Genomic DNA, 14,906 nt, shown 5'->3' with positions numbered 1-14,906 from the left:
CGGCACGGTACGCCCGCCGACTTTCCGGACCCCGGTGGTCCGGACGGTGCCGCTGGGGGATGCTGTTCCGGTGGCAGAGCCGGAGTTGGTGGACGTTGTCGTGGTGGGCCTCGGGGTGGGCGGCGAGGAGGTGGCCGAGCGACTCGCCGAGGCCGGCCTGAGCGTCGTCGGTATCGAGCGGGACCTCGTCGGCGGCGAGTGCCCGTACTGGGGCTGCATCCCGAGCAAGATGATGATCAGGGCCGCGAACGCGCTCGCCGAGGCGCGTCGGGTCGACGGGCTGGCGGGCACGGCCCAGGTCCAGCCGGACTGGACGCCGGTGGCGAAGCGGATCCGCGAGGAGGCCACCGACACCTGGGACGACAAGGTCGCGGTCGACCGGTTCACCGGCAAGGGTGGCCGGTTCGTGCGGGGCAGTGGCCGGCTCGACGGCCCGGGGCGCGTCCGCGTCGGCGAGCAGGTGTTCCAGGCCCGGCACGGCATCGTCCTGAGCACCGGTACCCGGCCCTCGGTGCCGCCGATCGACGGCCTGGCCGACACGCCGTACTGGACCAACCACCAGGCGATCGAGGTCGAGGAACTGCCGGAGTCGCTGCTGGTGCTCGGTGGCGGCGCGATCGGGCTGGAACTGGCCCAGGTCTTCGCGCGCTTCGGCGTCCGCGTCACCGTGGTGGAGGCGTTGGACCGGGTGCTGGCCGTGGAGGAGCCGGAGGCCTCCGACGTGGCCGCCGCCGCGCTGCGCGCCGACGGCGTCGAGATCCACGCCGGGGTACGCGCCGAACGGGTCGAACATGACGGCGACCGTTTCACGCTGCGCGGCGGTGGTGGGGCGGAGTTCACCGCCGAGCGACTGCTCGTCGTCACCGGGCGTCGGGCGCACCTGGAGGAGTTGGGGCTGGACACCATCGACGTCGACGCCAAGCAGCGTTACCTGCCGGTGGACGACCGGATGCACGTCACCGAGGGCATCTGGGCGGTGGGTGACCTGACCGGCGAGGGGGCATTCACGCACATCGCCATGTACCAGGCGGCCATCGTGGTGTCCGACGTGCTCGCCCACTACCGGCAGGCGACCGCCGGCCCGGACGCGAGCGGGACCGCCAGTGTGGTCGGCGGCGCGATGGGCTCCTCCAGTTCGCTGGCCGCCAGCGGATCGAGCGGCTCGGCCGGCACCGTCCCGCGCGCCGACTACCGGGCGCTGCCCCGGGTGACCTTCACCGATCCCGAGGTCGGCGCCGTCGGGCTGACCGAGCGGCAGGCCCGCGAACGCGGCATCAACGTGCAGGTCGGGTTCACCAAGCTGGGCAGCTCGACCCGGGGCTGGATCCACCGGGTCGGCGACGACGGCTTCATCAAGCTCGTCGCGGACGCCGACCAGGGCGTGCTGATCGGCGCGACGTCGGTCGGCCCGGCCGGTGGTGAGGTGCTGTCGGCGCTCGTGGTGGCGGTGCACGCGGCCGTGCCGCTGAGCCAACTGCGGCACATGATCTACGCGTACCCCACGTTCCACCGCGCCATCGAGGACGCGCTGCGCGATCTGTCCTGATCGGTTCCGCCGCAAGACACGACAGTTGCGCGGCAAAATACGACGGTTTGACGGTTCATTTCTTTCATTCGCGTGACGTACGATTGCGGCCGTGACCAAGCGGTTGACTGAAGTTGCCAAGAAGGCGGGCGTCAGCGAGGCCACCGTCAGCCGGGTGCTCAACGGTCGGGACGGTGTCTCCGAGGCGACCCGGACGGCGGTGCTGACCGCGCTCGACGTGCTCGGCTACGAGCGGCCGACCAAGCTGCGTGGTGAGCGTGCCCGGCTGGTCGGGCTGGTGCTGCCCGAGTTGCAGAACCCGATCTTCCCGGCGCTCGCCGAGGTGGTGACCGGGACGCTCGCCCAGCGCGGCTACACGCCGGCCCTGTGCGCCCGCACCATCGGCGGCGTGTCCGAGATGGACTACGTCGAGATGCTCCTCGACCACCAGGTGTCCGGCGTGATCTTCGCCGGCGGCTCGTACGCGCTCGCCGACGCACGGCACGACCACTACCGCCGGCTGACCGACCGGGGCCTCCCGGTGGTGCTGGTCAACGCCGGTGTGGACGAGCTGGGCTTTCCCCGGGTCTCGACCGACGACGCGGTGGCGGTGGAGCAGGCGTACGGGCATCTGCGCTCGCTCGGCCACGAGCGGATCGGCATGGTGCTCGGCCCGGAGGGGCACGTGCCGTCCCGCCGCAAGCTGGACGCGATGGTGCAGGCCGCCGACTGGAGTGACGCCGAACGGGAGTGCGTCGAGCGTTCCAGCTTCTCGATGGAGGGTGCCCGGGTCGCCGCCACGAAACTGGTCGAGCGGGGCGTCACCGGCATCATCTGCGCCAGCGACGTCCTTGCTCTGGGGACGATCCGGGCGGCCCGGCGTCTGGGTCGGGCGGTGCCGACGGACATCTCGGTGGTGGGCTTCGACGACTCCGCGTTCATGACGTGCACCGATCCGCCGTTGACCACTGTCCGGCAGCCGATCGAGACGATGGGACAGGCGGCGGTGGACCTGCTGGTGACCCAGATCGAGGGTGCCGGCGTCCTCCAGGACGAGCTGCTGTTCGAGCCGGAGTTGGTGGTCCGCGGCTCGACCGCGCCCGCACCCGGCCGGTGACCGCGCTCCTGGCCTACTGAACGACCCTTCCCGAAGGCCGTCGACCGCTCTCGCGGTCGGCGGCCTTTGTGGTGCCCAAGTAGCCGCATAACGGTCGCAATCCCGCATCCTGTCGCCGTCTGTCGCCGTCATGTCGCGTCCTTTCAAAACATCGTCGACACCTTGCTGAAATGAGTCGTGCTCGTTACAGTGACTCCACTCACACCTGGCTCCGGCACAGCTACAGGGCGTCAGGTCGCATCACCGCAGATAAGCGCACCTCACGGAGACACCCGTTCCCGAAGGGATGGACAGATGTCCGTACCGCAATACCGAAGGGCTGCGACCCTGGCGCTCGTGGCCGGCCTGGGGTTCACCCTCACGGCATGCTCCACGAAGAGTGACGACAAGGACTCAACCGCCGGCGGCAAGGTCACCATCACCGTCGACTGCCAGCCGGTCGGCGCGCAGAAAGAGTTGTTGAAGAACTGGAACGACGACGTCGCCGAGTTCCAGAAGCAGAACCCGGACATCGTCATCAAGAGCGTGAGCGTCGGCGAGCAGTGCAACAACCCGCCGGACTTCACCGCCCGGCTGGCCGGCGGCACCGTCACCGACGTGTTCTACGGCTACATGACGGATCTGGCGCAGGTGCTCGACTCCGGTCAGGCGATGGACATCTCCCAGTACGTCAACAAGGACACGGTCTCCACCTGGGACAGCGTCGACCCGGCGCTCAAGGAGGTCTTCACCGACAACGGCAAGCTCTACGCCGTACCGGTGAAGAACTACTCGATGGGCCTGGTCTACAACAAGGTCCTCTTCCAGCAGGCCGGGTTGGACGTCAACAACCCGCCCAAGACGTGGGGCGAGGTCCGGGCCGCCGCCAAGAAGATCTCGGCGCTCGGCAACGGCATCGCCGGCTACTCGGAGTACAGCGCCGGCAACACCGGCGGCTGGCACTTCACCTCGCTGCTCTACTCGCAGGGCGGCCAGGTGCTCACGGCCGACGGCAAGAAGGCCGACTTCAACAACCCGATGGGCAAGCAGGTCCTGCAGAACATCAAGGACATGCGGTACGGCGACAACAGCATGGGCTCCCGTCAGCTGCTCCAGTGGGGTGACCTGCTCACCAACGCCGGCGCGGGCAAGGTCGGCATGTTCATCGGCGCGCCGGACGCTACCCAGGCGATCGTCAGCCAGTTCCAGGGCAAGTTCCAGGACTGGGCGATGAGCCCGCTGCCCGGCCAGGACGGTCCGGCGAAGGGCACGCTCGGCGGCGGCGAGGGCTACTTCTTCAAGAAGGACCTCTCTCCCGAGCAGGTCAAGGCCGGTCTGAAGTGGGTCGCGTACCAGAAGTTGACCCCCGGCAAGGGCCAGTTCGACTACGTGCGCGCCAAGCCGCAGAACTACCCGGTGGGTCTGCCGCAGCCGCTGCTGTTCGCCAACGGCAGTGAGGTGCAGAAGCAGGAACTCGAGCTGCGCAAGGCCAACGCCAACGTCGACACCACGAACTTCGCCCTCTTCGAGGCGACCCCGGTGCCGATCAAGGGCGAGCCGCGTAACGCCCAGGCGATCTACGCGGTGCTCGACGCCGCGATGTCCGGGGTGCTGACGAACCCGAACGCGAACATCGACGCGCTGCTCAAGACGGCCGAAGACAAGGTCAACCAGCTCCTCGCCGCGGAGAGCTGATCCGCAGGTGTGGGGGCCGTCGCACCGGCCCCCACACCCCGGCGCCGCACCGTCCGCCCCACCGATCTCCGCAGGAGTGTGCCGTGGCGATCACCGCCGCCCCCCAGGCCCCCGGGAAACCGGGCCGCCCGATGCCGTCGTACGCGGCAGGGCCGAAGCAGCGTACGAGCCTCGGCCGCAAGGTACGGGACAACCTCACCGGGCACGCCTTCCTGATCGGCGCCGTGCTCTGCTTCCTGGTCTTCTCCTGGTACCCGATGGTCCGTGGCGTCGTGATGAGCTTCCAGCGGACCAGGCGCGGCGAGACGACCTGGGTGGGCTGGGACAACTACACCCGTCTCCTCGCCGACCCCAGCTTCTGGCCGGCATGGAAGAACACCTTCTACTTCACGCTGCTCGCGCTCGTGCTCGGGTACGCGGTGCCGTTCTTCGTGGCGATCCTGCTCAACGAGTTCCGGCACGCCAAGGGCTACCTGCGGATCCTGGTCTACCTGCCGGTGATGCTGCCGCCGGCCTCGGCCCTGTACCTCTTCAAGTTCTACGCGTACGACCCGAGCGATGCCGGGCTCTTCAACGCGATCCTCAAGGCGCTGCACCTGCCGACGTCGCAGTGGATGCAGTCGCCGGAGATGACGATGCCGGCCATGGTGATCGCGTCCACCTGGATGAACATGGGCGGCGCTGTCCTGATCTACCTGGCGTCGCTGCAGAACATCCCGGGCGAGCTGTACGAGGCCGCCGAGCTCGACGGCGCCGGGATCTTCAAGCGGATCCGCCACGTGACGATCCCGCAGACCCGGCTCATCCTCGCGCTCCTGGCGATGATCCAGATCGTCGCCACGATGCAGCTCTTCATCGAGCCACTGATCCTCGCCAACGGCGCGGGCGCGGAGGATTCCGCGACCACCGTGGCGTACCTCATCTACCAGCACGGGTTCTTCCAGAACGACCTGAACGGCGCTGCCGCACTCGGCGTGCTCATGCTCGTGGTGCTGGCCGGCTTCTCCGCCGTGTACGTGCGGCTGACTGCGAAACAGGACTAGGACGGCGCGCAATGGCACAGGATTCCGGCACCCGGACCCTCATCTCCCAAGCCCAGATCAGTCGGGGACGCGGGCGGGTCATCTACTGGACGCTGCTGGTGGTCGTCGTGACGGCGTTCACGCTCGTCTTCCTCGGGCCGCTCTACTGGATGGTCACCGGCGCGCTCAAGTCCGGCCAGGAGATCGCGCAGACCCCACCCACGCTGTTTCCGAAGGACCCGCAGCCGCAGAACTACATCGACGCCTGGAACAATCTGGAACTCGCCAAGCTGCTGTTCAACACGTTCTACTACGCGATCGGCGCGGTGCTGTTCCAGCTCGTGTTCGACGCGGCCGCCGCATACTCGCTGTCGAAACTGCGACCGATCTTCGGCAACGTGATTCTCGGGCTGATGCTCGCCACGCTGATGATCCCGGCAATGGTGCTCATCGTCCCCCAGTACGTGACCGTGATCGACCTGCCGATCCTGCACATCAACCTGCTCGACTCACCGTTCGCCATCTGGCTGCCGCTGGTGGCGAACGCATTCAACATCTTTCTGCTGAAGCGATTCTTCGACTCGATTCCCGAGGAGTTGATGGCGGCGGCCCTGGTCGACGGGGCGTCGTCGTTGCGGACGCTCTGGTCGATCATCCTGCCGATGTCCCGCCCGATCCTCGGCGTCGTCGCGATCCTGGCCATGACGGCGGTCTGGAAGGACTTCCTATGGCCGAAGCTGGTCATGCCCTCCCCGGAGACCCGGACGGTCAGTGTCGGCATCTACTCCTTCGCGGGCGGTACGCCCATGAACATCGTGATCGCCGCGTCGGTCATCGCCGCCATCCCGACCGTTATCGTCTTCCTGATCTTCCAGCGGAACATCATGTCTGGCCTGACCGCCGGCAGCATCAAGGGATAGCCACCACCGAAGACAGCGGAGCGAACAACGGCCGTTCGTCCGACACACAATCGCCACCGGCGTACCCGGCGACGTACTGACGCAGAAAGCAGGTGCTCGTGTCCACAGCAGACAGCAGTCCGTGGTGGCGTGGAGCCGTTATCTATCAGGTGTACCCACGCAGCTTCGCCGACGGCAACGGTGACGGCATCGGTGACATCGCAGGTATCCGCTCCCGCCTGAACCACCTGTCCGCGCTTGGCATCGACGCGATCTGGTTCAGTCCCTGGTATCCGTCGCCGATGGCCGACGCCGGGTACGACGTGTCCGACTACCGCGACATCGATCCGGTCTTCGGCACGCTCGCCGAGGTCGAGGCGCTGATCGCGGAGGCGCATGACCTGGGTATCCGGACGATCGTCGACGTGGTGCCCAACCACTGCTCCGACGCGCACCCGTGGTTCCAGGCCGCGCTGGCCGGCGGTCCGGGGGCGCCCGAGCGGGACCTGTTCTGGTTCCGTCCCGGTCGGGGACCGAACGGTGACGAGCGACCCACCGACTGGGTGGGCGAGTTCGGTGGCGAGACCTGGACCCGCACCACCAACCCGGACGGCACACCCGGCGACTGGTACCTGCACCTCTTCGCCCCCCAGCAGCCGGACTTCAACTGGGACCACCCACGGGTACGGGCCGAGTTCGAGGACATCCTCCGGTTCTGGTTCGACCGGGGCGTCGACGGCATCCGGATCGACTCCGCCGGTCTGCTGGTGAAGGACGGGACGCTGCCCGAGGTCGAGCCGGACCGGCCGCACCCGTTCCACGACCTCGACGGGGTGCACGACATCTACCGGGGCTGGCGGCGGGTCGCCGACTCGTACGCGGACCGCGCGCTGATCGGTGAGGTGTGGTTGCCGGACCGGCAGCGGTTCGCCAACTACCTGCGCCCCGACGAGCTGCACGCCGCGTTCAACTTCGACTTCCTCGGCTGCGCCTGGGACGCCTCCGCGCTGCGGGAGAGCATCGACGGCACGCTGAGCGCGCACGCGCCGGTCGGCGCGCCCGCCACCTGGGTGCTCTCCAACCACGACGTGACCCGGCACGTCACCCGCTACGGCCGGGCGGACACCACGTTCAGCTTCGCCGCGAAGCGCGAGGGGATCCCCACCGACCTGGAGCTGGGCACCCGGCGGGCGCGGGCCGCCGCGCTGCTGTCGCTGTCGCTGCCCGGCGCCGCCTACGTCTACCAGGGCGAGGAGCTGGGGCTCTGGGAGGTCGAGGACATTCCGTACGCGATGCGGCAGGACCCGATGTGGGAACGCTCCGGACGGATCGACCCCGGGCGGGACGGCTGCCGGGTGCCGCTGCCCTGGGCCGGTGACGAGCCGCCCTTCGAGTTCAGCCCGGAAGGCTCGGCGGCGCCCTGGTTGCCCCAGCCGGCCGACTGGAAGGACCGGACGGCGCTGGCGCAGACCGGCGACGCGGCCTCGATGCTGGAGCTGTACCGGGAGGCCATCCACGTCCGACGCGCCGAGGCGGCGCTCGGCGACGGCGAGTTGACCTGGCTGCCCGCCCCGGACGGCGTGCTGGCCTTCAGCCGCGGCGGCGGTTTCCACTGCCTCGTCAACCTCACCGACGCGGCGGTGCCGATGCCCGTCGACGGGGAGGTGCTGCTGGCCAGCGGCCCACTCGACGACGGGCTGCTGCCGTCGGACACCGCCGTCTGGCTGCGTACCCCCGACGAGGCCGACGGACCGCGCGCGGACGCCGCCGCCCTGACCTGACCCGCCGTGGTGCCGGCGGTCCCGTCCCGACCGCCGGCACCACACCACCCGCGCACCGCGCCCACGAAGGGAGTACGAGGGACCGCCACACCGCACCGACACGGGGGACCTGGCCTGCCTGACGAAAGGGAGAGCGCAGCTCATGGCCGACCACACCACCGGCACTCCGCACCATCTTCGACACCCGGCCCGGGCAGGGTTGGCCGCCATCGCCGCCACCCTGCTCGCGGCCACCAGCCTGACCGCCCTCGCGGTCACCGGCAGTGCCACCCCGGCCTCGGCGGCCGGGTTGTCCCCCTTCGACATCTCCGGCCGAGGCGCCACCGTCCCCTTTATTGAGCAGGAGGCGGAGAAGGCCGCGCACAACGGCACGAAGATCGGCCCGGACCGGCGCTACGGCACGCTGCCGTCGGAGGCCTCCGGCCGGGAGGCGGTCACCCTCGACGCCGTCGGTGAGTACGTCGAGTTCACGCTCACCGCTCCGGCCAACGCGGTCACCTTCCGGTACAGCCTTCCGGACAACTCCTCGGGCACGGGCCGGGACGCCACCATCGACCTGCGGGCCAACGGCAACCTGCTGAAGTCGGTCCCGGTCACGTCGAAGTACGGCTGGTACTACGGCGGCTACCCCTTCAACAACAACCCGGGCGACACCAACCCGCACCACTTCTACGACGAGACCCGGGCGTTGTTCGGCAGCACCCAGCCGGCCGGTACGAAGATCCGGTTGCAGGTCTCCTCGACCGCCCAGTCGCCCACCTTCACGATCGACCTGGCCGACTTCGAGGTGGTCGCGCCGATCGCCAAGCCCTCCGGCGTCATCGACGTGGTCACCGACTTCGGCGCCGACCCGACCGGCGCCACCGACTCGACCGCGAAGTTCCAGGCGGCGGTCGACGCCGGAAAGGCCCAGGGTCGGGCGGTCTGGATCCCGACCGGCACGTTCACCCTCTGGGACCACGTGGTGGTCGACGGGGTGACCCTGCGCGGCGCAGGTCCCTGGTACTCGGTGCTCGGCGGCCGGCACCCCACCGACCGCAAGCGGGCGGCCGGCATCTACGGCAAGTACGTCCCCGGCGGCGGCTACACCGGTGAGATCCGGTCGCACGAGGCGAACGGGCCGAGCCGCAACGTCACCCTGCGGGACTTCGCCATCATCGGCGACATCCGCGAGCGGATGGACGACGACCAGGTCAACGCGCTGGGCGGGGCGATGACCAACTCGGTGGTCGACAACCTCTGGTTGGAGAACACCAAGGTCGGCGCGTGGATGGACGGGCCGATGGACAACTTCACCATCCGCAACAGCCGGATCCTCGACCAGACCGCGGACGGGGTGAACTTCCACACCGGCGTCACCAACTCGACGGTGACCAACACGTTCGTCCGCAACACCGGCGACGACGCCCTCGCCATGTGGGCGCAGAGCGTGCCGAACGTCAACAACTCGTTCACGCACAACACCATCGGTGTGACGCTGCTGGCGAACCACCTGGTCAGCTACGGCGGCCGGGACATCAAGATCACTGACAACGTGACGGCCGACTCGCTGACCAACGGCGGCGGCATCCACGTCGCCAACCGCTACCCCGGTGTGCAGGGCGACACCGCCGTCCGGGGCACCTGGACGATCGCCCGGAACACGTTGATCCGCAACGGCAACTCGGACTACAACTGGAACTTCGGCGTCGGGGCGATCTGGTTCTCCGCCCTCAACGAGGCGTTCCAGCAGGCCACCATCAACATCACCGACACCGACATCCTGGACAGCTCGTACGCGGCGCTGCACTGGATCGAGGGCCAGACCAGCGGCATCAACCTCACCAACGTCCGCATCGACGGCGCCGGCACGTACGCGCTCCAGGTGCAGGCGCCCAGCCAGGTGTCGTTCACCAACGTGCGGGCCACCAACATCGCGCAGAGCAACCCGATGCACAACTGCGTGGGTGGCGGCTTCCAGATCACCCAGGGCTCGGGCAACTCGGGCTGGTACACCTCGACCCCGTACTGCGGTCCGTGGCCGGAGCCGCAGTGGGGTGGTGGGCCCAGCACCCCGCCGACCACCGGCCCGACCACCGCGCCTCCCACGACCGCGCCCCCGACCACCGCGCCTCCGACCACGGCGCCTCCGACGACCCCGCCGCCCACCGGCGGGAACCTGGCGCTCAACCGGTCGGCGGTCGCGACCAGCACCAACCAGAGCTACACGGCGGGCAACGTGGTGGACGGCAACGCCTCGACCTACTGGGAGAGCGCCAACAACGCCTTCCCGCAGTCGGTCACCGTCGACCTGGGCGCGGTCCGCTCGGTCGACCGGGTGGTGCTCAAACTGCCCGCCGGCTGGGAGCAGCGCACCGAGACGCTGTCGGTGCTCGGCTCCACGGACGGCTCGTCGTACGGCACGCTGGCCTCGTCCGCCGGTCGGGTCTTCGCACCCGGCTCGGGCAACACCGTGTCGATCGGGCTGCCCTCCGGCAACCACCGCTACATCCGGGTCACCGTGACCGGCAACACCGGCTGGCCGGCCGCGCAGCTCAGCGAGGTCGAGGTGTACGGCGGCACGCAGACCACGGCCCCGCCCACCACCGCGCCCCCGACGACCACCCCGCCCCCGACCACGCCCGCCCCCACCGGCAACCTGGCGGCGGGACGGTCGATCACCGAGACCAGCCACTCCGACGTGTACGCCGCGCCCAACGCGGTGGACGGCAACGCCAACACCTACTGGGAGAGCGCCAACAACGCCTTCCCGCAGTCGCTGACCGTCGACCTGGGCGCTGCCCGAACGGTGTCCCGGGTCGTACTGAAGCTGCCGCCGTCGTCGGCCTGGCAGACGCGCACGCAGACCCTGGCGGTGCTCGGCTCCACCGACGGCTCGTCGTTCAACACCCTCAAGGCGTCCGCCGGCTACACCTTCAACCCGTCCAGCGGCAACACGGTCACCGTGACCTTCACGGCGACCAGCCAGCGATACCTGCGCCTGACCGTCACCGGCAACACGGGCTGGCCCGCCGGTCAGCTCAGCGAGTTCGAGGTCTACTCCAGCTAGGCCGACGGCCCCCGCCCGACCAGGGCGGGGGCCACCGCACCGTCCCCCACCTGTCGCGGCACGACGGGCGTACCCCTGCACCCGTCACCGGGCAACGCACCCCACACCACCCCCGAAAGAGGTGTAGCGACCGATGTCCAGAAACGGCCCCACCCGAGGCACCCCGCGAACCGGCTCGCCCGGTTCGACCGTCCGAGCCGACCGATCTCCGGCCCGTCGCCGACTGCTCGCCGGCACGCTCGCCGGACTGCTCCTCGCCGCCGCTCCGGCCGTCACCCCCGCGGCCGCGGCACCGGCGGCGACGCCCGCCTCCGCACCCGCGGGATCCGCCCGCGCGGCCCTGCTCGCCGGGCTCTCGGCCACCATGAGCGCCAGCAGCTACAACCAGAACTACGTGGCGAGCAACGCGAACGACGGCAACGCCTCGACCTACTGGGAGAGCGCCAACAACGCGTTCCCGCAGTGGATCCAGGCCGACCTGGGCGCGACGGTCGGCGTGGACCGGGTCGTGCTGAAGCTGCCGCCGTCGTCGGACTGGCAGACGCGTACGCAGACGCTCTCGGTGCTCGGCTCCACCAACGGCTCGTCCTTCAGCACCCTGAAGTCGTCGGCCGACTACACGTTCAACCCGAGCAGCGGCAACACCGCGACCGTCAGCTTCACCGCCGCCAGCACCCGCTACGTACGGGTGCAGGTCACCGGCAACACCGGCTGGCCGGCCGCGCAGCTCTCCGAGGTGGAGGTGTACGGCTCCAGCGGCAGCACCGACACCCAGGCCCCCAGCGCCCCCGGCAACCTGGCGTACACCCAGCCGGCCAGCGGTCAGATCCGGCTCACCTGGTCGGCGTCGAGCGACAACGTCGGGGTGACCGGGTACGACGTCTACGCCAACGGCGCGCTGCGCGGCAGCGTCGGCGGCTCGACGCTGACGTACACCGATAGCCAGGCGGACAGCGCCACGGTCTCGTACTACGTGCGGGCCAAGGACGCGGCCGGCAACCAGTCGTCGAACAGCAACACGGTGACCCGTACCGGCACCGGCAACCCGCCCACCGGGAGCAACCTGGCGGTCGGCAAGCCGATCACCGCCTCCGGGTACGTGCACACGTTCGTGGCGACCAACGCCAACGACAACAACGTGGCCACCTACTGGGAGGGCAACGGCAACCCGAGCACGCTGACCGTGCAGCTCGGCGCGAACGCCAGCCTCAGCTCGGTCGTGCTGAAGCTCAACCCGGACTCGGCGTGGGGTACGCGTACCCAGAACATCACCGTCCTCGGCCGGGACCAGGGCTCGTCGAGCTTCACCACGCTGGTCGGCGCGACCAACTACACGTTCAACCCGGGCAGCGGCAACACGGTGACCATCCCGGTCTCCGGCGCGGCGGCCGACGTTCGCCTCTCGATCGCCTCGAACACCGGCGCCCCGGCCGGTCAGGTGGCCGAGTTCCAGGTCTTCGGCACCCCCGCGCCGAACCCGGACCTCACCGTCACCGGCATGTCGTTCAGCCCGTCCGCGCCCGTCGAGACCAGCACCGTCACGCTCTCGGCGACCGTGCGGAACGCCGGTTCGGCGGCCTCCGCCGCGACGAACGTCAACTTCTACCTGGGCTCCACCCGGGTCGGCACCGCGTCGGTCGGTGCCCTCGCGGCCGGCGCGTCGACCACGGTCAGCGCGAGCATCGGCACCCGCGACGCGGGCAGCTACCCGCTCAGCGCGAAGGTCGACGAGTCGAACACCGTCGTCGAGCAGGACGACACCAACAACAGCTACTCCAACCCCAGCCCGCTGGTCGTCAGCCCGGTCGCCACCAGTGACCTGGTCGCCTCCTCGGTCGCCTGGTCGCCGGGTAACCCGTCGGCCGGCAACACCGTCACGTTCTCCGTGTCGATCCGCAACGCCGGCAGCGTGGCGTCCGCGTCCGGTTCGCACGGCATCACGCTGACTGTCCTCAACGACTCCGGCACCGTGGTCCGTACCCTGACCGGCTCGTACTCCGGTGTCATCAACGCCGGGGCCACCGTCGGCCCGGTCAACCTGGGCACCTGGACGGCCGCGAACGGCAAGTACACCGTCCGGGTCGTGCTCGCCGCCGACGCCAACGAGCTGCCGGTCAAGCAGACCAACAACACCAGCGACCAGCCGCTCTTCGTCGGGCGTGGCGCCAACATGCCGTACGACATGTACGAGGCCGAGGACGGCGTGGTCGGCGGCGGCGCGAACGTCGTCGGCCCGAACCGGACCGTCGGCGACGTCGCCGGTGAGGCGTCCGGCCGGCGTGCGGTGACCCTGAACTCGACCGGCGCCTACGTCGAGTTCACCACCCGGGCCAGCACCAACACGCTGGTCACCCGCTTCTCCATCCCGGACGCGGCGGGCGGCGGGGGCATCAACTCGACGCTCAACGTCTACGTCAACGGCACGTTCCACAAGGCCATCGACCTGACGTCCCGCTACGCCTGGCTGTACGGCAACGAGACCAGCCCGGGCAACTCGCCGAGCGCGGGCGGACCGCGGCACATCTACGACGAAGCCAACGTCATGCTCAACTCGACCGTGCCGGCCGGCAGCAAGATCCGTCTGCAGAAGGACGCGGCCAACACGACCAACTACGCGATCGACTTCATCAACACCGAGCAGGTGTCGCCGATCGCCAACCCGGACTCGGCGCGCTACGCCACGCCGACCGGCTTCACCCACCAGGACGTGCAGAACGCCCTGGACCGGGTCCGAATGGACACCACCGGCAACCTGATCGGGGTGTACCTGCCCGCCGGCAACTACTCCACCTCGTCCAAGTTCCAGGTGTACGGCAAGGCGGTCCAGGTGACCGGCGCGGGCCCCTGGTACACCCGGTTCAACGCGCCGTCCGGCCAGGAGAACACCGACATCGGCTTCCGGGCCGAGAACTCGGCGGCCGGCTCGTCGTTCAAGAACTTCGCGTACTTCGGCAACTACACCTCGCGCATCGACGGCCCGGGCAAGGTGTTCGACTTCTCCAACGTGTCGAACATCGTGATCGACAACATCTGGGCCGAGCACCAGGTGTGCCTCTACTGGGGCGCCAACACCGACTACATGACGATCAAGAACTCGCGGATCCGCAACCTGTTCGCCGACGGTGTCAACATGACCAACGGCAGCACCAACAACCTGGTCAGCAACAACGACGCCCGGGCCACCGGCGACGACAGCTTCGCGCTGTTCTCGGCGATCGACGCGGGCGGCGCCGACATGAAGGACAACATCTACGAGAACCTGACGTCGACGCTGACCTGGCGGGCCGCCGGGGTGGCCGTCTACGGCGGCTACGGCAACACGTTCCGCAACATCTACATCGCGGACACGCTCGTCTACTCCGGCATCACCATCAGCTCGCTCGACTTCGGCTATCCGATGAACGGCTTCGGCGCGAGCCCGCCCACGAAGTTCGAGAACATCTCGATCGTCCGGGCCGGTGGGCACTTCTGGGGCGGGCAGACCTTCCCGGCGATCTGGGTGTTCTCCGCCTCGAAGGTGTTCCAGGGCATCCGCGTCAGCGACGTGGACATCGTCGATCCGACCTACAGCGGCATCATGTTCCAGACCAACTACGTCGGTGGGCAGCCGCAGAACCCGATCACCGACACGGTCTTCACCAACATCTCCATCAGCGGCGCCCGCAAGAGCGGTGACGCCTACGACGCCAAGTCCGGCTTCGGCATCTGGGCCAACCCCATGCCGGAGGCCGGGCAGGGTCCCGCCGTCGGGTCGGTCACCTTCACCAACCTGCGCCTGAGCAACAACGCGGTGGACATCCAGAACCCCACGACGACCTTCACCATCAACCGCAACTGAT

7 protein-coding genes and 2 pseudogenes are annotated in these 14,906 nt (G+C 69.1%); all 9 read left to right on the top strand.

The annotated features are described in order from the left end of the window. Window positions 1-70 precede the first annotated feature (70 nt). Window positions 71-1,055 (top strand): annotated as a pseudogene (locus ACIA3K_RS11605) (dihydrolipoyl dehydrogenase family protein); the annotation flags it as partial. A 113-nt stretch (window positions 1,056-1,168) separates the two neighbouring features. Next, window positions 1,169-1,546, top strand: a pseudogene (locus ACIA3K_RS11600) (NAD(P)/FAD-dependent oxidoreductase); the annotation flags it as partial. A gap of 91 nt (window positions 1,547-1,637) precedes the next feature. Next, window positions 1,638-2,642: a LacI family DNA-binding transcriptional regulator gene (locus ACIA3K_RS11595; RefSeq protein WP_396800663.1), complete on the top strand. Its 1,005-nt coding sequence runs from the start codon at window positions 1,638-1,640 to the stop codon at window positions 2,640-2,642. 294 nt (window positions 2,643-2,936) lie between these two features. Further along, window positions 2,937-4,316 carry an ABC transporter substrate-binding protein gene (locus tag ACIA3K_RS11590; RefSeq protein WP_396800661.1) on the top strand — a complete coding sequence of 460 codons (1,380 nt, stop codon included), beginning with the start codon at window positions 2,937-2,939 and terminating at the stop codon, window positions 4,314-4,316. 83 nt (window positions 4,317-4,399) lie between these two features. Continuing rightward, complete coding sequence (locus ACIA3K_RS11585; protein ID WP_396800659.1) at window positions 4,400-5,359, top strand: carbohydrate ABC transporter permease; 960 nt, start codon at window positions 4,400-4,402, stop codon at window positions 5,357-5,359. A gap of 11 nt (window positions 5,360-5,370) precedes the next feature. Further along, the gene (locus tag ACIA3K_RS11580; RefSeq protein WP_396800657.1) at window positions 5,371-6,258 is read left to right on the top strand and encodes a carbohydrate ABC transporter permease; all 888 of its coding nucleotides are present in this window, start codon (window positions 5,371-5,373) and stop codon (window positions 6,256-6,258) included. A 98-nt stretch (window positions 6,259-6,356) separates the two neighbouring features. Next, window positions 6,357-8,018: a glycoside hydrolase family 13 protein gene (locus tag ACIA3K_RS11575; protein ID WP_396800655.1), complete on the top strand. Its 1,662-nt coding sequence runs from the start codon at window positions 6,357-6,359 to the stop codon at window positions 8,016-8,018. 142 nt (window positions 8,019-8,160) lie between these two features. Beyond that, entirely contained in the window at window positions 8,161-11,067 is a 2,907-nt protein-coding gene (locus ACIA3K_RS11570; RefSeq protein WP_396800653.1) for a discoidin domain-containing protein, read from the top strand. Window positions 11,068-11,200: 133 nt separating this feature from the next. Then, the gene (locus ACIA3K_RS11565; RefSeq protein WP_396800651.1) at window positions 11,201-14,905 is read left to right on the top strand and encodes a discoidin domain-containing protein; all 3,705 of its coding nucleotides are present in this window, start codon (window positions 11,201-11,203) and stop codon (window positions 14,903-14,905) included. Window position 14,906: the final 1 nt, after the last annotated feature.

This window comes from Micromonospora sp. NPDC051543, assembly GCF_044454415.1.
In the GTDB taxonomy this organism is placed as follows: Bacteria; Actinomycetota; Actinomycetes; order Mycobacteriales; family Micromonosporaceae; genus Micromonospora.
The sequence above is the reverse complement of the archived record's forward strand: the minus strand, read 5'-3'. Positions and strand labels throughout refer to the sequence as shown.